General features: G+C 67.1%; 17 protein-coding genes. 13 read left to right on the forward strand and 4 right to left on the reverse strand.

What is annotated here, in order from left to right:
• Window positions 1–93 precede the first annotated feature (93 nt).
• From WC815_08895 to WC815_08910, 4 genes are read left to right on the forward strand one after another with little or no spacing between them, the layout of a single operon-like run.
• Window positions 94–1,950: a PQQ-binding-like beta-propeller repeat protein gene (locus tag WC815_08895; protein MFA5908879.1), complete on the forward strand. Its 1,857-nt coding sequence runs from the start codon at window positions 94–96 to the stop codon at window positions 1,948–1,950.
• 42 nt (window positions 1,951–1,992) lie between these two features.
• Window positions 1,993–2,433, forward strand: coding sequence for a hypothetical protein (locus WC815_08900; GenBank protein ID MFA5908880.1), 441 nt, complete (start codon window positions 1,993–1,995; stop codon window positions 2,431–2,433).
• A complete protein-coding gene (locus WC815_08905; GenBank protein MFA5908881.1) occupies window positions 2,430–3,965 on the forward strand; it encodes an ATPase domain-containing protein in 1,536 nt (511 codons plus the stop codon). Before WC815_08900 ends, WC815_08905 begins: the two co-directional genes overlap by 4 nt.
• 3 nt (window positions 3,966–3,968) lie before the next feature.
• Window positions 3,969–5,342: an ATP-binding protein gene (locus WC815_08910; GenBank protein ID MFA5908882.1), complete on the forward strand. Its 1,374-nt coding sequence runs from the start codon at window positions 3,969–3,971 to the stop codon at window positions 5,340–5,342.
• Window positions 5,343–5,348: 6 nt separating this feature from the next.
• Here WC815_08910 and WC815_08915 read toward each other — a convergent pair whose 3' ends face one another.
• Window positions 5,349–5,816, reverse strand: a complete 468-nt coding sequence (locus tag WC815_08915) for a hypothetical protein (GenBank protein MFA5908883.1) — start codon at window positions 5,814–5,816, stop codon at window positions 5,349–5,351.
• Between the two features lie 98 nt (window positions 5,817–5,914).
• On the opposite strand from WC815_08915, the gene mqnB reads away from it, so the two are divergent.
• Genes mqnB through WC815_08930 form a run of 3 tightly spaced genes read left to right on the forward strand, consistent with a single transcriptional unit; the run spans window position 5,915 to window position 8,455 of the window.
• Entirely contained in the window at window positions 5,915–6,544 is a 630-nt protein-coding gene (gene mqnB / locus WC815_08920) for a futalosine hydrolase (GenBank protein ID MFA5908884.1), read from the forward strand.
• A complete protein-coding gene (locus WC815_08925; protein MFA5908885.1) occupies window positions 6,526–7,296 on the forward strand; it encodes an MqnA/MqnD/SBP family protein in 771 nt (256 codons plus the stop codon). The genes mqnB and WC815_08925 overlap by 19 nt, the downstream gene beginning before the upstream one ends.
• 58 nt (window positions 7,297–7,354) lie before the next feature.
• Window positions 7,355–8,455, forward strand: a complete 1,101-nt coding sequence (locus WC815_08930) for a Gfo/Idh/MocA family oxidoreductase (protein ID MFA5908886.1) — start codon at window positions 7,355–7,357, stop codon at window positions 8,453–8,455.
• An 8-nt stretch (window positions 8,456–8,463) separates the two neighbouring features.
• Here WC815_08930 and crcB read toward each other — a convergent pair whose 3' ends face one another.
• The gene (crcB, locus tag WC815_08935; GenBank protein MFA5908887.1) at window positions 8,464–8,838 is read right to left on the reverse strand and encodes a fluoride efflux transporter CrcB; all 375 of its coding nucleotides are present in this window, start codon (window positions 8,836–8,838) and stop codon (window positions 8,464–8,466) included.
• Window positions 8,839–10,095 carry a hypothetical protein gene (locus WC815_08940; GenBank protein ID MFA5908888.1) on the reverse strand — a complete coding sequence of 419 codons (1,257 nt, stop codon included), beginning with the start codon at window positions 10,093–10,095 and terminating at the stop codon, window positions 8,839–8,841. It abuts the gene before it with no gap.
• Window positions 10,096–10,252: 157 nt separating this feature from the next.
• Here WC815_08940 and WC815_08945 point away from each other — a divergent pair, with 157 nt between their 5' ends.
• Both WC815_08945 and WC815_08950 read left to right on the forward strand, forming a co-directional pair.
• Complete coding sequence (locus tag WC815_08945; protein ID MFA5908889.1) at window positions 10,253–12,367, forward strand: TonB-dependent receptor; 2,115 nt, start codon at window positions 10,253–10,255, stop codon at window positions 12,365–12,367.
• A gap of 3 nt (window positions 12,368–12,370) precedes the next feature.
• Complete coding sequence (locus WC815_08950; GenBank protein ID MFA5908890.1) at window positions 12,371–12,574, forward strand: YeeE/YedE thiosulfate transporter family protein; 204 nt, start codon at window positions 12,371–12,373, stop codon at window positions 12,572–12,574.
• A gap of 124 nt (window positions 12,575–12,698) precedes the next feature.
• Here the strand turns inward: WC815_08950 and WC815_08955 are convergent, their stop codons facing one another.
• Window positions 12,699–13,085 (reverse strand): four helix bundle protein, encoded by a 387-nt coding sequence (locus tag WC815_08955; GenBank protein MFA5908891.1) that lies wholly within the window; start codon window positions 13,083–13,085, stop codon window positions 12,699–12,701.
• Window positions 13,086–13,332: 247 nt separating this feature from the next.
• Between WC815_08955 and WC815_08960 the strand changes: the two genes are divergently transcribed.
• The 4 genes from WC815_08960 (at window position 13,333) to WC815_08975 (ending at window position 19,747) form a co-directional block, all read left to right on the forward strand.
• Window positions 13,333–13,665: a PadR family transcriptional regulator gene (locus WC815_08960; protein MFA5908892.1), complete on the forward strand. Its 333-nt coding sequence runs from the start codon at window positions 13,333–13,335 to the stop codon at window positions 13,663–13,665.
• Window positions 13,666–13,739: 74 nt separating this feature from the next.
• Complete coding sequence (locus tag WC815_08965) at window positions 13,740–16,379, forward strand: ABC transporter permease (GenBank protein ID MFA5908893.1); 2,640 nt, start codon at window positions 13,740–13,742, stop codon at window positions 16,377–16,379.
• Between the two features lie 3 nt (window positions 16,380–16,382).
• On the forward strand, window positions 16,383–18,992 hold the full coding sequence (locus tag WC815_08970; GenBank protein MFA5908894.1) for an ADOP family duplicated permease: 2,610 nt from the start codon (window positions 16,383–16,385) through the stop codon (window positions 18,990–18,992).
• A gap of 212 nt (window positions 18,993–19,204) precedes the next feature.
• Window positions 19,205–19,747, forward strand: a complete 543-nt coding sequence (locus WC815_08975) for a DUF2911 domain-containing protein (protein MFA5908895.1) — start codon at window positions 19,205–19,207, stop codon at window positions 19,745–19,747.
• Window positions 19,748–19,843 lie beyond the last annotated feature (96 nt).

Raw genomic sequence — 19,843 nt, forward strand, 5'->3', positions numbered from 1 at the left:
TTTTTGTAACACTCCGCGAGAAAAATAGCAGGACAGCGGACCGGTGTCAAGCCGGTGTAGGATGCGTCGCACCAGCTGAACTGGAGACCCCATATGCCGCGACGCCTGACCCTGCTCCTTCTCGGTTTCCTCGCCGCCGGAAGCTCAACCGCCGCGGCGCAAGGCTTCGGCGTCACCGGCCTGCTGCCGTTCGAAAAGCAGTGTGCGAGCTGCCACCTGAAACCGGAGGCCGGCAGCCGGGCGCCCACGCGCGAGCAGATGCAGGGCCGGGCGCCCGAGGCGATTCTCGACGTGATCACGACCGGCGGCATGGCGCCAATGGCCTCGGGACTGACCGACGCGCAGAAGCGCGCCATTGCCGAGTACGTCACCGGGCGGGCGTTCGGCACCGTGGCGGCGGGACCCGCCTCGACGATGAAGAATCAGTGCGCGGCGAAGCCGCTGGGCGATCCCCTGGCCGGTCCGGGGTGGAACGGGTGGGGCGTTGACAAATCCAACTCGCGCTTCCAGCCGGCGGCGGCCGCGGGTTTGACCGCGGCGACGGTGCCGAACCTGGCGTTGAAGTGGGCGTTTGGTTTCCCCGAGGGACGGCAGGCCTTCGGCCAGCCCACGGTGGTCGGCGGGCGCGTCTACGTCGGCTCCGACAACGGGTTCGTCTACTCGCTCGATGCCGCCACCGGGTGCGTCTACTGGTCGTATCAGGCCAAGTCCGGCGTGCGGACCGCCATCACGGTGGCGCCGGTCAAGGCCGGCGCGGCACGGTTCGCGGTGTTCTTCGGCGACGTCAGGGCCAACGTCTACGCGATCGACGCCGAGAACGCCGCGCTGATCTGGACCAAGCACGCCGACGCGCACCCGGTCGCGCGCATTACCGGCGCGCCCGTGTTCCACGAGGGGCGTCTCTACGTGCCGGTGTCGTCGATTGAAGAAGCCCTCGGCGGCAATCCCGACTATCCCTGCTGCTCGTTCCGCGGCAGCGTGGTCGCCTACGACGCCGCCTCCGGCGAGCAACGGTGGCAGTCGTTCACGATCTCGGAAGCCGCCGTCCCGATGCGGAAGACCTCCACCGGCACGCAGTTGTGGGGGCCGGCCGGCGCCGCGGTGTGGTCGGCGCCAACGATCGACCCGGAGCGCCGGCGCATCTACCTGTCAACCAGCAACGGTTATACCTACCCCGCGATCAACTCGACCGACGCGGTGATGGCGCTCGACCTCGACACCGGCAAGCGGCTGTGGACGCGGCAGCTGACGCCGAACGACGCCTATGTGATCGGTTGCGGGCCGAACGCCAAGTCTGAAACCTGTCCCCAGGTAACGGGACCGGACTTCGCCGTCGGCACCTCACCCATCCTTCGCTCGCTCCCCGGGGGCCGGCGCATTCTCGCCGTCGGACAGAAGTCCGGGCTGGCGTGGGGCATCAATCCGGATGACGGCACCGTGGTCTGGCAGCATCGCGTCGGCCAGGGCACGGCACTCGGCGGCATCGAGTGGGGCGGCGCCGCGGATGATCGCTTCGTGTATTACCCGAACGCCGACGGGCTCCTGGGATTGAAGGCGGCCGGCGGCCTGGCCGCGATTCGCCTGGCGACGGGCGAGCGCGAGTGGTGGGCCCCGCCGATTGCCACCTGCACCGACAACACCATGAAGTGCATCCCCGCGCAGTCCGCGGCGGCCACCGCGATCCCGGGCGTGGTGTTTTCCGGCGCGACCGACGGGATGATGCGCGCCTATGACGCGACCAACGGCAAGGTGCTGTGGGAGTTCGCGACCGCGCGCGAGTTCGACACCGTCAACGGCGTCAAGGCGCGCGGCGGCTCGATCAACGGCCCCGGCGCGACCGTCGTCTCGGGAATGGTGTTCACCAATTCGGGCTACGGCTCCTTCGGGCAGATGGCGGGCAACGTGCTGTTGGCGTTTGGCGTTCAACCGGCGAGCCCGCCCAAACCTTAGAACTCGTAAGTCGCTGGGCGATAGGGCATAGTACTGACTCGCATGACGATCCTCGGAACGGCCGAGCTGCAACGGCTCGCCCTGAGGGTGCTACTGCCAACCGAGGGCGACGCTCCGGGGGCGGACGCCCTCGCGGCCGCGGCACACCGCGCCTATGACGACCTGGCTCGGGTGACGGCGCCGCTGATTGGCCACATCGGCGTCGCGGCAATCACCGATCGCGCGTTGCACCTGGCGCAGCGCGAATACCCGTGGATGGCCCGCACGCAGGTGCCCGCCCCCGGCGAAGGGCCGTTCGATCACTTCGTCACCTTCCTGAAGCGGCAGGACCCTGTCATCGCCACCGCCGCCGCCGCGGCGGTGTTCGCCACCTTCATCGGGATGCTCGTCACGTTCATCGGCGAACCCCTGACCACGGGCTTGTTGCGCAAGGCGTGGCCCGATGCTTTTTCCGACGCGAACACAAGAGGACGCAAGACATGACGGACCGGGTTGCCATTCGCCAACTCCCTACGCGCGTTCCGGGTCTCGACCAGATCCTGGGCGGCGGATTGCCGGAGTTCTCTTTCAACGTCATTGCCGGCGCGCCGGGCGCGGGAAAGACGACGCTGGCGCAGCAGATCATGTTCGCGCTCGCCACGCCCGAGCGTCCCGCGCTGTACTTCACCGTGGTCGGCGAACCCCCGATCAAGATGCTGCGCTATCAACAGCAATACAGCTTCTTCGACGCCGCTCGCGTCGGTGAGTCCGTGCGCTACGTCAATCTGAGCGAGGACGTCGTCACCGGCTCGCTGGAAACGCTGCTGGCGCGCATCGTCCAGGAGGTCGAGGCCACCAGCCCGGGCGTGGTGATTGTCGATTCGTTTCGCACCGTGGCCCAGGCGGTCGAGCGGACCAACGACAGCAAGATCGATCTCCAGCACTTCGTGCAGCAACTGGCCATCCGGCTCACCACCTGGGAAGCGACCACGTTCCTGGTCGGCGAATATCAGCCATCGGAGGCCGAGCACAATCCGGTGTTCACCGTCGCCGACGGACTGCTGTGGCTGATGCAAAGCCTCGATCGGAATTCGATCGTTCGCAAGATGCAGGTGATGAAGATGCGCGGACAGGCGCCCATCCCCGGGCTGCACACCTTCCGCATCACCGGCGACGGACTCCAGGTGTTCCCGCGCATGATCGTCGGACCCGAGGAGAAGTTGCAGGAGCCGGCCGCGGTCGCGGCGCGCAAGCCGCGCAAGCGGCTCTCGAGCGGCGTCAAGGGGCTGGACGAGATGCTCGGCGGCGGCATTCCGGCCGGTTACTCCATCTTGCTGGCCGGGCCATCGGGCTCCGGCAAGAGCGTGCTCGCCAGCGAGTTCATCGCCGACGGCGCGCGTCATGATGAGCCGGGCATCATCGCCGTGTTCGAGAAGCGGCCCAATGAGTACTCGCAGGACAGTCCCCTGGGACGGCGGTTCGACCAGTTCGTCCGCGACGGCAAGGTCGGCATCCTCCAGACCCGCCCGCTGGACCTGTCGATCGACGAGATGCTCAGTGAAATCATCGACGCCATTCATCGGCTCAAGGCGCGCCGGGTGGTGATCGATTCGCTCTCCGGGTTCGAGCTGGCGCTGGCGCCCACCTTCCGCGAGGATTTCCGGGAGTCCCTCTATCGCATGGTCACGGTCCTCACCGGCATGGGCATCACGATGATGATGACGGCGGAGGTGGAGGACAGCTATACCGACCTGCGCTTCAGCCCGCACGGCACGGCCTTTCTCACCGACGCCATCATCATGCAGCGCTATATCGAGGTGAAGGGTCAACTCCAGCGCATCATGGCCGTCGTGAAAGTGCGCGGCAGCTCGCACAGCAAGGACCTGCGGGCCTTCGAGATCACCGAGACCGGGATCGAGATGGGCGAGACGCTCGGCACCTACGGGGGCTTGCTCACGGGCAGTCCGGAGTTGTCCGCGATCGTCCCGGCCATCCTCGCGGGCAGGAAGCCGCGGCCACGGCCGACCGGGCGGTGAGTCATGGGTGATGAGAACGCGTCGGTAGAGAAGCGCGAAGGCGCGGTGACGGCGCGCGAGGACGCGTCCACCCTTCGCGAGGAAGCGATCCTCGCCAGGGAAGAGGCCGCGGAGGTGAGAGCGGAACTCGACCTCCTCATGACCCAGATGCGCGAAGCCAACGAGCGCCTGATCGTCGGGACGCTCCGCGCCGAAACCATGACCGAGGTCGCCGAAGAAGCCAACCATCTCAAGGATGAGTTCCTGGCGACGGTGTCACACGAGCTCCGCACGCCCCTGAATGCCATTGTCGGATGGGCGCGAATCCTGGCGTCGAAGCAGGTGCCGCCGGCCGTGGCAGAACAGGGGATCTCGACCATCGAACGCAACGCCTGGGCCCTGGCCCACATCATCGACGACTTGTTGGACATGTCGCGCATCGCCACGGGAACGCTGCACATGGCGGCACAGCCGGTTGATCTGGTCGCCGTGGTGCGGGCGGCACTCGACACCGTGGAGCCAATGGCGGAGACCAAGAAGGTGCGGCTGGCGTTTGCCCCGGACCCTGCCGCCGTCGAAACCATCAGCGGAGACGCCGGCAGGCTCGAACAGGTGATCTGGAACCTGCTCGCCAACGCGGTCAAGTTCACGCCTGCGGGCGGGGGCGTGGAGGTCTGCATCGAGCGCCGCGACAGCGTCATGGAGATCAGGGTCGTCGATACCGGGCAAGGCATCAGTCCGGACTTCCTGCCCCATGTCTTCGCCCGTTTCCGCCAGGGCGAGGGTGCACCGACCGGACGTCACACCGGACTCGGCCTTGGGCTGTCCATCGTCCGGCAGCTCGTCGAGTTGCATGGCGGAACGGTGCATGCGGCCAGTGAGGGCGTGGGCCGCGGCGCGACATTCACGGTCAGCCTGCCGATTGCCCCCGTCGATCCGCTCACCGCTCTGCGAGGCCGGCGGGCCGCGCCTTCGCCCCCCTCGTCCGCGCACCAGCCTCGGCTCAATGGACTGCGGATACTGGTCGTCGATGACAGCGCCGACGGCCGCGCGCTCACGTCGTTGGTGCTGACGCAGGCGGGCGCCAGCGTGAAGACGGCGGCGTCGGTTCGAGAAGCGCTCGAATCAGTCGAGACCGATTGGCCGGATGCCCTGGTGAGCGAAATTGCCCTGCCGGGGCAGGACGGCTACGAGCTGATCCGGCAGATTCGGCGGCGCGAAGCCGACCACCAGGGGTTTCTCCCCGCGGTCGCCCTCACCGGCTACGCTCGCGCCGAAGATCGGACGCGAATCCTCGAGGCCGGATTCCAGGCGCATCTCCCAAAGCCGGCTGAGCCGTTCGACCTCGCCAGCACCATCGCCGCCATCACCAGGGATCGACCGGACAGGAAGTCCTGACCGGCCTCACGGCGCGAAGGTATACGAAAGGGTCCACGCCCGCCGCGAAGCGCCCAGGGGCGCCGGCCCCTCGACGACGACCGCCATGGTTGCGATGGTGAGCGGGACCGGGCAGTTGTCGGACTCGTCGAACACGATCGACAGTTCACGCGTCTCGCCCCGTGCCAGTTCGAACGGCCCCGTGAAGGTCAGCAGGCAGGCCTGGAGGTTGGTGGCGTGAAGAAACGCGCGGGCCCCGAGCACCGGCCCGGAGTCCTGCGCGCGCAGGGCTAATCGCATGGCCACCCGATTGACGCATCCGCTGATGCGAGTGCCGCAGCCGGTGAGCGTAGACCCTGGTGATGGGGTCGCGCCGAGGAACACAATCTCGACCGGCCCGGTCTGTTCGATGAGGACAGGTTGGGGAACAGGAGGCGGCGACGGCGCCACCGGGTTGGGAGAGTCGCGGCAACCCGCCAGTGTGAGCGCGATCACGACAGCAGGCGCGAGACGACAGCACCAGCGCACAGCGAACCTCCACCTTCAATGCTACGCCTCATGCGCGGCGACCGAAAGTGCTAGGCTGAAAAGGCGTGGCCGCCGACCTCCTCATCTGCATGGCAACGGAACTCGAAGGCGCGCGGCTGCGCGAGCGCCTGGGCGCCGATTCGTCGGTGGAGATCGTGCGGATGGGCGTGGGGCCGGTGAACGCCGCGCATGCCGTCACGCTGGCGATTACGCGCTCGCGGCCGAAGGCGATCGTGGTATGCGGCATCGGCGGCGCCTACCCCGGCGCCCCGCTGCGGATCGGCGACGTCGCCTGCGCCGACAGCGAGTGCTACGGTGATCTCGGCGCCACCAGCCCGGGTGGCTTCCTCGACATGCAGGCGCTCGGCTTTCCGATCGTGGAGGGTCCCGAGCCGCTCTACAACGTGCTGCCGATGCAGCTGTTCCCCGCCCCCACGCGCGTCCGCTTTGTCACGATGTCGTCGTGCACCGGCACCGACGCGGCCGCGCGGGCATTGGCAGCGCGAACCGGCGGCGCGGTCGAGAACATGGAAGGCGCGGCCGTCGCGCACGTCGCGCGCCTCCACGGCATCCCCGTCGGCGAGCTACGCGGCATCAGCAACATCGTCACCAATCGCGACACCAGCGCGTGGCGGATCAAGGAAGCCGCCATCGCCGCACAGGAGGCCTTGCTCACGTGGATCGCCCAGCGCTGAACTTCGCGTTCTCGTCCTGCCCCAACGACACCTTCGCCTTCCACGCCATCGTCCATGGCCTGGTGCCGGGTCCGGCGGTCGCGCCGCACATCGACGACGTCGAGGCGCTGAATGCGCGGGCGGAACGGGGCGAGGCCGAGGTGACGAAGATTTCGATCGCGGCGTACCCCCGGATTAGGGATCGGTATTCGTTGCTGCGAGCCGGCGGCGCCGCGGGGTTCGGCGTGGGTCCCATCGTGGTGGCGCGAACGGCCCGTGAGGTGGGCGGCCGCGTGGCCATTCCGGGCGAGCGCACCACGGCGGCGTTGCTGTTGCGGCTGCTGGGCCGGTTTGAGACCGTGCCGATGCGGTTCGACCAGATCGAGGGCGCGGTGCTCCGCGGCGACGTGGATTGCGGCGTGCTGATCCACGAGGGCCGGTTCACCTACGAGGCCAAGGGCCTCACGTTGCTGACCGACCTGGGCGCCGTGTGGGAACAGCGCATGCAGTGCCCGCTGCCGCTGGCCGCCATCGCCATTCGCCGGGATCTGGCGCCGGAGTTTGGCGCGGCCATCGACGCGGCGCTTCGGGCAAGCGTCGAGTATGCCTTCGCGCATCCAGACGCGAGCCGGGACTACGTCGCTGCTCACGCGCAGGAGATGTCTCCGGACGTGGTCCAGCAGCACATCCGGCTCTACGTGAACCAATACACGGTCGAGTTGGATGAGCGGGCCGTCCAGGTGATGCTCGAGTTCGGCGACGAACCCGGCTGAACGGCAACTGGCGAGCTCTGGTACGCCGCTTGCACCCTGAGCAGGCGGGGGACGTGTCATGGCTCAGTCGAAAGTCCGTTACGCCGTGGTCGGCCTTGGCCACATCGCGCAAGCCGCCGTGCTGCCGGCATTCGCGCACGCCAGGCGCAATTCGTCGCTCCACGCCCTCGTCAGCGGCAGCGACGAGAAGCTCAACAGTCTGGGCGACCGCTACCGCGTGCCGGTGCGCGCCAGCTACGACAACTACGAGCGGTGCCTGAAAGAGGTAGACGCTGTCTACATCTGCACCCCGAACTCCGAGCACGCCGGCTACGCGGTGCGGGCCGCGCAGGCGGGCGTGCACGTGCTATGTGAAAAGCCGCTCGCGGTCACCGCGGCCGAATGCCGGCGCATGATCGAGGCCGCGGCGACCGCCAACGTCCGCCTGATGACGGCGTACCGGCTGCACTTCGAGCCGCTGTTTCTCGAAATCGTGGAGATGGTGCGTGCCGGCCGCATCGGCGAGCCGCGCTACTTCAACTCGTCGTTCTCGATGCCCGCCAGGCCGCACGGCATCCGCACCAGGCGAGAGTTGGGCGGCGGCACCTTGTTCGACCTCGGCGTGTATTGCATCAATACGGCTCGCCTGTTGTTCCGGGCCGAGCCTACGGAAGTGTTCGCCTACTCGATTGACGGCGCCCGCACCGACATGCCGGACATCGACGAGATGACCTCGGGCCTGCTCCGCTTCGACGGCGATCGCCTGGCCAGCTTCACCACGAGCTTTGCCGCCAACGGCGTGTCGGACCTGCGCGTGGTGGGCACCGAAGGCAACATTCACGCGGAGCCGGCCTACGATTATGCCGAGGCGCTGGGCTACACGCTCACGGTCGGCACCGACGTGACGATGAAGAAGGGCCGGCGGCGCGACCAGTTCGCGGCCGAACTCGTGTACTTCTCGGATTGCGTGCTGCAGGGCACGGAGCCGGAGCCCTCCGCGGAAGAAGGCTGTTGGGACGTGCGCGTGGTGGACGCGCTCTATGAGTCCGCGAAGCGCGGCGCCCCGGTCTTGCTGCCCCACTTCGGTCCCGAACGGCCGCCGTCCCCGAAGCAGGCCGTGGATCTACCGCCGGTGCGCGAGCCGGACCTGGTGGCGGTGGAGAAACCGCACCACGACTAGCGGCGCGATCACCCGACGATCTGCCTGGCGAGCGCCAGGCCAAGCCAGCCCGCGGCGAGGCCGCCGGCCAGGGTAATCGCGACGTTGACCGCCGCCGCGCCCGGCCTGCCGCTGGCGAACAGGGTGAGCGTCTCCTGGTTGAAGCTCGAGTAGGTCGTGAACCCGCCGAGAAAACCCGCCGTGACCGCGGCGCGAATCTCCGGGCTCCAGGCTGAGACCGAAGCCATCTGCATGACGAACCCGATGGCGAAGCATCCGGTCAGGTTGATGATGATCGTGCCGTAGGGAAATCCGGCGCCGATCCGCTCGACGGCCCACGTGCCAATCAAATACCGGGACCCGCTCCCGAGCCCGCCGGCGACGACAATCCACAACAGTTGCATTCAGCTCCAGCCCTTGACGGTTTCGCGGACGATCGCGAGCACGGCCTCGCGCTCGCCCGCGGTGAACGAGGTATATCGCGGATCCGCGACGCCACCCGAGAGGATCGCGCGCAGGCGCGCCACCAGGGCCGCGCGCGCTTCCGCGGGCAGGCCGTCGAAGGCCGGCGATTGGATCATGTAGCTGCAACGATACCGGAACAACCGCGTCGCCAGGTCGAAGTCGCGCAACGAACGGCCCAGTGAGTCGCGCGTGCCGGCCGCGGCAAAGACCGTCGCGAACGCGGACGAGGCGCGAACCGGCGCGTCGAGCCTGGCTTCGTCCACGAACAGAAGGTAGTCCGCGGTTTCGTTCACCAACTCCCGCAACTCACCGCCCGCGAAGTCGAGCCGCGACTCCGCCATCGCAATGCGGGTTTCCCAGCCCAGCCGCGTCAGCAGGTTGAGCGCGTGGCCCTGGTGATCGAACACCATCAATGCCGCGATGTCACTCGACGGGATCGGATAGGCGGCGGCCGCCACCTGCGCATCGAGCACCGCGCGATTCAGCGTGGCCTCGCTAATCGCCGCCTCGGGGTTCGAGGGATCCGTCACCATGGCGTTGCCCATGTGACGCGCGGCACCGTGGGATCCGACCACGTACCATCCTCCCCAACGCTGCTTCAGCGGGCTGCGATGATCGACCAGGAAGCTGCCCAACTGCGGCATGGTGCGGCCGTCGGGGCCCGTGAACATGCTGCGCACGAGGATGCCGGGCACGTCCATGCTGTTCGCCGACAGGTGGCAGGTCAGGCACGCGCTGGGCCTGGCGAACGCCACCGCCGCCGCATCCTGGCGCAGCGTGTAGAACATCACGCCCTGCCGGGGATCGTGGGACGCTATCTCGATCACCGGTGCGCCCGGGATGTAGCCCACGACCACGCGGTCGTTGAAGTACAACGCGCGCGGATTCTGCGGGTTGGTGAAGGCATGCTGGACGCCGGTCTTCGAGAACAGCAGCACCTGCGATTCAACCGGGACGTGGAGCGCCGAGAGGAGCGACCGCAGGTAGCCCTGCTGGCCGTCAAACGCCAGCGTCACCGCGCCGGCCGCGAGATCGGCTTGCAGCCGCGCCACGGGATCCGCGGGATCCGTCCAGCGGTAGTCGATGGCGGGGTGTTGATCGAGCGTCCCTTGAAACGACGGGCGTCCGGGCTGCCCGGCGACGCTGACCAACGCCACCGCCCACGCGGCGCCGGCGACAGTTAACCAGCGAGTCATGGTGCTCGGCGAGAAGCCTGTCTGTGTGATCTGCGTCAATCTGCGGCCTAGCCTACAACGAACGTCCGCCGGTCGCGGGACGGCTGTTGGGATGAGGGCCAGTCCATCTCGCTGCCGCGTGGGATCCATCACGACGGCCGTCGTGCATAATGATCCGATGTTCAGAACGCGTCTTGCCGTCGTGGCGGCCCTGCTCGCCCCCACATTCTCGTTCGCCCAGTCCGCTCAGCCGCCCAGCATCACCTTGCCGCCGGTGATCGTGACCGCCCAGAAAGAGGCCGCCGACGTGAAGGCCGTTCCGGCCAGCGTCACCGTGGTCACCGGCGAGACCATCGCCAATGCCGGCCTGCGCGTGATCACCGACGCCGCCATGTTTGCGCCGAACACGGTGTTCACCGAGTTCACGGCGCGCAAGGTCAGCAACGCGCGGTTTCGCGGCATCGGCTCGAGCCCGGGCAACCCGGCCGTCACCACCTACCTCGACGGCGTGCCGCAGTTGAACAGCAACTCGTCGAACATCGAGTTGCTGGACGTCGATCAGATTGAGTTCGTCCGCGGGCCGCAGAGCTCGCTCTTCGGCCGCAACGCTCTCGGCGGCATCGTCAACGTCACCAGCGCGCGGCCGTCCACCGCCCGCTGGACCGGGTCGGTGGTGGCGCCGTTCGGCGACTTCGGCGCGAAAGAAGTCCGCGGCAACGTCTCGGGGCCGCTCGGCGACACGGCGGCCATCAGCCTCGCCGCCGGCAGGCAGCAGCGCGAGGGCTACACCGTGAACCGGGTCACCGGCAACGACCTCGACTTTCGCGACGGCACGTTCGCCAAGGCGCAGTTGATGCTGACGCCGAACGCCAACTGGCAGGCGCGCGTCATCTACTCGCACGAACGCAACCGCGACGGCGACTACGCGCTGGGCGACCTCAACGCCATCCGCGAGACGCCGTTCCTCGTCTCGCGCAACTTCGAGGGCTTCACCAACCGCGACCTCAACGCCACCACCGTCAACCTGCGCCGCAGTGGCGACCGCATCTCGATTGAAAGCACGACCGGCGTCGTGAAGTGGAACACCGAGGACGAAACCGACCTCGACTACACGCCGCTGGCGCTGGCCACGCGCCGCAACGCCGAGGAGGATTTCCAGTTCACGCAGGAGCTGCGGCTGGCCTCGCCTGAGAATGCGCCGCTGCAGATCTCGGACACCCTGACGCTGAAGTGGCAGGGCGGGGTCGAGTACTTCAAGCAGAACTACGACCAGCTCGCCGTCAACACCCTCGGCGCGTTCGTGTTGTCGCCGCAGATTCCCTTTCCCGTGGCGCAGACCTCACCGGAATCCGCGATCGACAGCAGCGGCGTGGGCGTGTTCGGGCACGGCACCTTGACCTTCAACGACCGGACCGACCTCACGGTGGGCCTGCGCTTCGATCACGAGCAGAGCGATGCCTCCCTGAACACGTTCTTCACGCCGGCGATCGCGCCGCCGAATCAAGTGACCGCCGACGCCAGCTTCTCGGATGTCTCACCGCAGTTCGCGGTCGCGTTCCGCCCGATCGCCGGCACTTCGCTCTACGCCTCGGCCAGCCGCGGCTTCAAGGCCGGCGGCTTCAATCCCGCCGCCCTGCCCGGCAGCGAAGCCTACGGCGAAGAGCACGCCTGGCACGTCGAGGGCGGCGTGAAGTCCACGTTCGCCGGCGGGAAGATGTCGGCGAGCGCCGCCGTCTTCCACATCAAATGGGACGACCTGCAGTTGAACGTCCCGAACCCCTTCGTGCCCGGCCAGTTCTACATCGCCAACGTCGGCGGCGCGCGCAGCCGCGGCCTGGAGATGGAACTGGCGGCCCGGCCCGTCCGGGGCGTTGACCTGTTCGCATCGTTCGGCTTCACCAGCGCGCGGTTCGCCGACGGCACCGTGGCCGGCGGCGTCAGCGTGGCCCAGAACAAGCTGCCCTACACCCCGGATTACACCGGCGCGATCGGCGTCCAGCTGTCGCGCGCAATCACGCCGGCGGTGACGATCTACGGCCGCGGCGAAGCGGTGGCGTCCGGGGCGTTCGAGTACGACGAAGCCAACACCGCGCGGCAAGACGCCTACGGCCTGGCCAACTTCCGCGCCGGCGCGCGCGGCAAGTGGCTGTTCGCCGAGGCCTGGGTGCGCAACGCCTTCGACCAGATGTACGTGCCCATCGCCATTCCCTATCCGGGATTCGCGCCGTCGGGCTTCGTCGGCGAGAACGGCCGCCCGCGGACCGTCGGCGTCAGCGCCGGGTTCACGTTCTAACGATTGGGTTGCGCCGGCGGCATCCTGCTCGGCTACGGCGCCCGTATCGCCTACGGCTGCAACATCGGCGCTTACTTCAGCGGCATCGCCTCGGGCAGCCTCCACGGCTGGCTGTGGCTGGTGGCGGCGTTCGCGGGGAACATCGTGGGGACGAAGCTGAGACCGCTGTTCGACCTGAACGTGGAGAGGACGGGGTCGTCATGCTAATTTGGCGATCTCGGGATTTGGGGATTTGGTGATTTGGGTTGCGTAATTTGGGGATTTTGGGATTTGGGGATTTGGGGGATTTCGCGGATTTCGCGGATTTGGCGGATTTGGCGGATTTGGCGATCTACCCTCGAGCGCGGCGATTCTTCTGGGCGAGCTGATGGTTCTTCCGCGCGGTGCCGTACGAGGCGGCGAAGATCGCCCGAAGTTGCTGCGCCTCGTCCAGTAGATCTTCTGAATTCGCTGGCAACGTCAGGCCGCTGCGGGTCATGAGTTCAAGCCAGTAGACGGCCTCATCGATCTCCTCCACGACGAGTCCGAGCTTGGAAACAAACTCGGCCCGCGATCGCGCGCGACAGGCGGCTCGGTAGTTGGCACCGACGGAAGTGGCGCAACGAGACAACTGATCCGCCGGCCCCCGGCCAGCAGGGCTGTCGCGCATGACCCGCGTCAGGCCGGTGATCGCCACGGCAAACCTGAGGCTCCGCTCCTGGAGTTCGTTCTTGTCCATGGCTCACATAAGGAGCACAAGGGATGCCACCCGATTTCCGGCCTGAATCGACTTCCAGTGTCGGAGGGATGGAAATTACTGCCACTCGAACCGCCAACCGCTAGCGCAAAAATCGACAAATCCCAAAATCCCAAATCCGTGAGCCAAATCCCCAAATCACGAGATCACAAGATCACAAGATCACAACATTCGATCTCGACCTGTTGACTATCAACACGAGTCGTGAGACCTTCTGTTGACTATCAACATGGCACCCAACTCCGAAGTCCCCTACGGCACCCTCGACCTCATGGTCCTCAAGACGCTGGCCGCCCTCAGCCCCCTGCATGGCTACGGCATTGCCCGGCGCATCGAGCAGGTGGCGCAGGGCTCGCTGGCGCTGAACCAGGGAACCATCTATCCCGCCCTCCTTCGGCTCGAACAAAGAGGGTGGATTAAGAGTGACTGGGGGCTGAGCGAGAACAACCGCCGGGCCCGGTTCTACACCATCACCGCGGCCGGCAAGCGGCAACTCGCCGCCGAGGCCGACCTGTGGGCGCAGACGGTCGCCACGGTCAATCGGTTGCTCGAGGAGTCGTGAACGGATCTGGTGATTTGGTGAATTGGTGATCTGGTGATTTGCCATTCGTGATTTTGGGATCTGGGGATTTGCCCATGCCGACGTTGATTTCGCGATTGCTTGATCTCGTGTTGTGGCGCCAACGGGAAGAGCGGCTGACGGAGGAGATCCAGGCGCATCTCGATCTGATGGCTGACGACTACGTCGCGCAGGGGATGTCGCCCGCCGATGCGCGGCTCGCGGCGCGGAAAGCGTTCGGTGGCGTGGACCAGATCAAGGAGCGCTATCGCGACCAGCGCGGTCTGCCCATGATCGATGCCCTCACTCAGGACGCCCGCTACAGCATCCGGATGCTCGGCAAGGAGCGCGCCCTCACCATTACCGCCATCATGGCGCTCGGGATCGGCATTGGCGCCAGCAACGTGTCGTTCACCATGGTGAACGCGCTGCTGTTGCGGGACCTGCCGGTACCGGGCGGCCACGAGATTGTCGGACTCCGCCACTTCGATCTCCAGCGATCGCAAACCGTCGGTGCCTCGTGGCTGGAGTACCAGGATTGGCAATCCGAGCTGAAGTCGTTTGCCCAACTGACCGCGTACAGAAGTGCGACGGTCACGATCGGCGACCAGGGCCTGGCGCCGGATCAAATCAGCCTGACCCATGTCTCGGCCAACACTCTCGAAACACTGCGCGTGGCGCCGGAACGCGGTCGCGCGTTTCGACCGGAGGAGGACGCCGCGGGTGCCGCGCCGGTCGTGATCCTGTCGCATGCGCTATGGCAGCGCCGTTACGGCGGTGACCCGTCCGTCGTCGGCCGCAGCGTCCGACTGGGAGCAGCCTTTGCTACCGTCATCGGCGTCATGCCCCAGGGCTTCGGGTATCCCGGGGCGACCGACGCGTGGCAAACCCTCGCGCTCGGGCCGGCGGTACTGAACCAACCGCGCAGCACGCGCAACCTAGGTGTCGTGGGGCGGCTGTCGCCCGGCAGCACGATCGCGACGGCGCAAACCGAGCTCGACGCGGTCGAGGCCCGCCATGCGCAACAGCATCCTGACAGCCACCGCCAGCTGCAGACCACCGTGGTGCGGTACGCCGAGTTCAACAATGGCGGCTGGTGGCGCGTGTTGCCGCCTCAGCTCCTGGTCACCGGTCTCGTGCTGCTAATCGCGTGCGCCAACGCGGCCAACCTGCTGCTGGCCCGCGCGGCCGGCCGTTCGCGCGAAATCGCGTTGCGGGTCGCGTTGGGCGCCACCCGCCTCAGAATCGTCCGCCAGCTGATGATCGAAAGCTTGGCCCTGGCCATGGCGGCTGGTCTCGTCGGTTATGTCGTCTCGCTCGCCGGCGTGGCGTTTGTCGACTCCACCATGGCCGAGGTCTCGCGGCCGACCTGGGTAGTCTTCTCGATGGACGCGCGCGTGATCGGATTCCTGGCGGCGCTGTGCGTGACGACGCCGGTGCTGTTTGGACTGGTTCCCGCGCTCCACCTGTCGCGGACGAAGGCGATTGAGCTGCTGAAGGAAGGCGGACGCGGCGGCACGCCGCGGCGGCTGCAACGATGGACGAGCGGCCTGGTGGTCGCCGAGATTGCGTTGTCGCTCGTGGTGCTGGCGTGCGCCGGCATCCTGATCCGCACCATGCTGTCGTTGCGGGACGCTGATCGCGTAGTCGACCTGGAACACATGATGTCGGCCCGGTTCACGCTGCCGCCAGCCTATGGCAACGACGATGCGCGACTGGCGTTCGTCACCAGGTATATCGAACGCTTGCAGGGCCGCCCGGCCATTGCCGCGTCTGCGGTGGCGAGCGCTGCGCCGTTCTCAGGAGTGCCGCCACGCCACAAGCTGGTGCTGCCCAATCAGCCAATCGGCGATCCCCTGCTGGCGCCGGATCTGAGCATCGTGAGTATCAGCCCGCGCTACTTCGAGGCCATGGGCGTGACGCTCGTTCGCGGGCGCGTGTTCGAGGCAGCGGACAAAGCGCCCGGCAGCGCAGTGGCAATCGTCAACCAGCGCTTTGCCGAGATCTACTTTCCGCAGGCCGATCCGATCGGCCAGCAAATTCGGCTGGTCGAAACGGCGGCGCCCGACCGGGCACTACCATGGCTGACCATCGTCGGCGTTTCGCCGTCGATCCGCCAGACGATCGTGACCGAGGCCATCCCGATCGCGTACCTGCCGTATCGAGGAGAGACGTCCCCGTACCTGGCGATTGTCGCCCGCTCCCCGGCCGATGTGCGGGCGCTGGCACCGGTCCTGCGGGAGGAGTTGCGCGCGCTTGATGCGGGCATTCCGCTCGTGTCGCCGCAAACGGCGGCGCAGGTGTTGTCGGCACGGCTCTTCACGCACCACATCGCATCCGGGATCTTCATCGCGCTGGGCCTGGTCGCACTGTTGGTGACGACGGCGGGACTCTACGTGATCACCGCTCATGCCGTGACTGCCCGCACCCAGGAGATAGGCGTCCGCATGGCGGTCGGCGCGCCGGCGATTTCGATCAGCTGGCTGATCGGCCGGCGCACTCTGCTGCTCGTGATACTGGGAAGCATCACCGGCGTCGCCGGCGCGTTGGCGTCCCTCGATCTGATGACCATCTTTGTCGCTGAGGCGGGCACCAACGACTGGCGCTTCGTCGTCGGCGTCGCCGCATTTCTGGCAGTGATTGGCCTGGCGGCGGCGCTCGTCCCGGCACGCCGTGCCGCCCGACTGGATCCCATGACCGCCCTCCGTCACGAATAGCCCATGAGAACCCTCATCTCGCGACTTCTCGATCTGTTTCTGCGACGCGGGCGCGAGGATCGCCTGTCGGAGGAAATGCAGGCGCATCTGGACATGCTGGTCGACGACTACATCGCGCAGGGCCTGTCGCCGGCCGACGCCCAGCTGTCGGCGCGCAAGGCGTTTGGCGGCGCGGATCAAGTCAAGGAGCACCACCGCGACCAGCGCGGCTTTCCGCTCCTCAACGGCCTGATTCAGGACTGCCGATACTCGGTGAGGCTGATCGCGCGCGATCGCTGGTTCGCGGCGGCGATCGTTGCCGCGCTGGCGCTGGGCATTGCCTCGAGCAGCACCATGATGTCGCTGCTCTACGGCATGAGCCTTCGCGGCTTGCCGTTCGACGAGGCCGACGCGCTGGTCGGCATCAGTGGCGAACCGACGCGGACCCAGGGCCGGCGGATACCGTTCGGCGTGTTCGCGGCCTGGCAGTCAAGTTCCACGGGCTTTGCCTCGCTTTCGGCCGAAGTCGATGCGGTGATCAACCTCGGCGACGATGCCAATGCCACGGACCAGTTCGCAGGCACGTACCTCAGTCACACGGCGTTTGGGCAGTTGCGCGTGCGGCCGATCCTGGGACGCGATTTCCGGTCCGATGACGATCGCGTGGGCGCGGCGCCGGTGGCCATCATCGGTTACCGCGTGTGGGTGGAGCGCTATGGTGCCGATCCGGAAGTGCTCGGTCGAACGGTCCGCACGAACGGCCAGTCCGCGACGGTGATCGGCGTCATGCCGGAGGGGTTCATGTACCCCATCGATCAGCAAGTCTGGCGGCCACTCGTCGCGCTGCCGGGCATGGCTGGTCTCGACGCCGCCCAACGTCTCGTGCGCATCGTCGGCCGGCTGGCCGACGGCGTGACGCTGGACCAGGCGCAATCGGAGCTGTCGGGGCGCCTGTCGACCATGCCGCTGTCAGATGCCGATCGCACGCGACCCACCACCGTGCGGCCGCTCAACGACACCTACGTCGGCCGGCCAACCGACACGGCCCCGATGATGATGCTGACGGCGGTCATGGTCATCCTCTTAATCGCATGCAGCCACGCCGCCAGCCTGATGCTCGCGCGGTCAGCCGCCCGCGCACGCGAGATGTCGATGCGCGCGGCGCTGGGCGCAAGCCGGATGCGCATTGTCCGGCAACTGCTCGTCGAGAGTGTTCTGCTTTCGCTCGTGGCCGGCCTGATAGGCGGGACACTGGCGTGGATCGGCGCCCGGGCCTTCGCTGCCGAGACCATTGGCTTCGGCATGCCTTACTGGATCCGGTTCACGTTTGATCTCCGGCTGGTCTTGTACATCGCCGCCTTGTCGACCGGCGCCGGCATCGCTTTCGGCCTGCTGCCCGCGTTGCACCTGTCACACACGAACCTGACGACGGTGATCAACCAGGGCGGCCGCTCTGGCATGCCGGGCAAGCGCGCCGGCCGCATGACCACGTTCCTGCTCGTCGGCGAGCTGGCCCTCACGGTGATCCTGCTCGCGAGCGCTGGTGCGCTCGTGCAAAGCGCTGCCGGTATCTATCGGTCGGATCAAGCGCTCGATCTCGCGCGCCTGTGGGAGTTCCGTGTCGCGCTACCAGAGCCGAAGTACGCGCTGCCCGAACAACGGCTCGCGTTCTACCGCGCCCTCGACGAACGGCTGGCGGCGTCGCCCGGGCTGGAGTCAGCGGCGCTGGCGGGAAGTCCGCCGTTCAACGCGGCTGAGAGCCGCGACGTACTTGTGGATAACGCGCCGCGGGGCAACGTGCGGATGGTTCCGATTGGCGATCGCTATTTCGAGACGCTCGGTTTGAAGCTGGTTCGTGGGGCCGCCCTCAACAACGTCGCGGCCGCAGGCGGCGTGGCCACTGCGTTGGTGAACGAGCGCTTCGCCGAGCGCCACTATCCGGGCGCTGATGCCATTGGCCGCGAGGTGAGCCTGAGCGCGCAGACCGAAGGCGCGCCGCCCGAGCGGTTCACCATTGTCGGCATTGCGCCGGCGCTGCGGCAGCAGGTGGCATCGGGACACACTCCGGTCATCTACGTGCCGCACGCGTCGCATCCCGGCAAAGTGGCCTCGCTGATCGTCCGTGGCCGGCCGGAGGTGTTCGCGGACGTCCTGCGGCAAGAGGTCAGGCGGCTCGACCCCGATTTGCCCCTGTTCAATCTTCAGTCGCTCGAGCGCGTGTCGAATGGCTCGCGATTTGTCCCGCGAATCATGAGCGCGGTCTTCTCCATCGTGGCCGTGATTGCCACGCTGCTGTCGGCGCTCGGCCTGTATTCGATCACGGCCTACGCGGCCGCCCAGCGCACACAGGAGGTGGGCGTGCGCATGGCGCTCGGCGCCCGGCGGTCGCAGATCGGATGGCTGTTCCTGAAACGCGCGCTGGCACCCGTCGGGGTTGGCCTGGCGCTGGGGCTGGCCGGCGCCGTGGCCGCAGGGTCGCTGTTACAGGCCGTGCTGGTTGAGGTCCGCGCCAACAACCCGATCGCGCTGCTGAGCGTGTCGGCGCTGCTGGCTACCGTGTCGGTCATGGCGACACTGCTGCCGGCGCGCAAGGCGTCGCGGCTGGACCCGGTCGCCGCTCTGCGCGGCGACTGAACTGTGCGACATCGGTGGGGGCGAACTGCCGCACCCAAGTCCCGCAATCCCCAAATCCCCAAATCCCCAAATCCTCAAATCAGAACGCCAATCACGAGATCACCAGATCGCCAGATCCCCAAGTTTTTAGGATGGATCGCAGTGGCGTTTTGATTTGGGGTTACGATCGATGCTTGACGCACGCCAAGCTCGGCGGTGCGAAGGAGAGACTGATGAAGCGAACTGTTCTGGCCCTCGCGGTTACCGCGTTGGCGTTTGGCGCCGCTGTCAGCGCGCAGAAGACCACCCCGCTCAAGACCGGTGGCGGCGGCAGCCCGCACGTCCGCACCGAGTGGACCATCGACGGCGGCAACCTGTCCATCGAGTACGGCCGGCCCTCGCTCAAGGGCCGCACGCCCGGCAAGGACATCGATCCCTACGACGGCCGCGAGTGGCGCACCGGCGCCGACGAGGCCACGACGCTCAAGACCGACAAGATGCTGATGTTCGGCTCGGTGCACGTGCCGGCCGGCACCTACACGATCTACACGATCCCGACCGGGGGCACGTGGCACCTGGTGATCAGCAAGAAGACCGGCCAGTGGGGCATCCCCTATCCCAAGGGCGAAGACCTCGGCCGCGCACCGATGACCCTCGGCAAGGCCCCCGCCGCCGCCGAGCAGCTGACCTTCTCGATCGAGGACACCCCGAAGGGCGGCACGCTCCACATCGATTGGGGCACCACGCGCGCCAGCATTCCGTTCACAATCAGCTAGAAAACCGTCCAGAGGGGTTCCGAACCGTTCAGAACCTCTCTGAACCCCTCAGAACCTTTCTGAACCTTTCTGAACTATTCTGACCTCCTCAACCCC

The sequence above is a fragment of the Vicinamibacterales bacterium genome, assembly GCA_041659285.1.
GTDB lineage: Bacteria > Acidobacteriota > Vicinamibacteria > Vicinamibacterales > UBA2999 > 12-FULL-67-14b.

Bases quoted from the DNA above. Each gene is read 5' to 3' on its own strand.
- WC815_08895 (MFA5908879.1), top strand. From the start codon at position 94: ATGCCGCGACGCCTGACCCTGCTCCTTCTCGGTTTCCTCGCCGCCGGA.
- WC815_08900 (MFA5908880.1), top strand. From the start codon at position 1,993: ATGACGATCCTCGGAACGGCCGAGCTGCAACGGCTCGCCCTGAGGGTG.
- WC815_08905 (MFA5908881.1), top strand. From the start codon at position 2,430: ATGACGGACCGGGTTGCCATTCGCCAACTCCCTACGCGCGTTCCGGGT.
- WC815_08910 (MFA5908882.1), top strand. From the start codon at position 3,969: ATGGGTGATGAGAACGCGTCGGTAGAGAAGCGCGAAGGCGCGGTGACG.
- WC815_08930 (MFA5908886.1), top strand. From the start codon at position 7,355: ATGGCTCAGTCGAAAGTCCGTTACGCCGTGGTCGGCCTTGGCCACATC.
- crcB (MFA5908887.1), bottom strand. From the start codon at position 8,838: ATGCAACTGTTGTGGATTGTCGTCGCCGGCGGGCTCGGGAGCGGGTCC.
- WC815_08940 (MFA5908888.1), bottom strand. From the start codon at position 10,095: ATGACTCGCTGGTTAACTGTCGCCGGCGCCGCGTGGGCGGTGGCGTTG.
- WC815_08945 (MFA5908889.1), top strand. From the start codon at position 10,253: ATGTTCAGAACGCGTCTTGCCGTCGTGGCGGCCCTGCTCGCCCCCACA.
- WC815_08955 (MFA5908891.1), bottom strand. From the start codon at position 13,085: ATGGACAAGAACGAACTCCAGGAGCGGAGCCTCAGGTTTGCCGTGGCG.
- WC815_08960 (MFA5908892.1), top strand. From the start codon at position 13,333: ATGGCACCCAACTCCGAAGTCCCCTACGGCACCCTCGACCTCATGGTC.
- WC815_08965 (MFA5908893.1), top strand. From the start codon at position 13,740: ATGCCGACGTTGATTTCGCGATTGCTTGATCTCGTGTTGTGGCGCCAA.
- WC815_08970 (MFA5908894.1), top strand. From the start codon at position 16,383: ATGAGAACCCTCATCTCGCGACTTCTCGATCTGTTTCTGCGACGCGGG.
- WC815_08975 (MFA5908895.1), top strand. From the start codon at position 19,205: ATGAAGCGAACTGTTCTGGCCCTCGCGGTTACCGCGTTGGCGTTTGGC.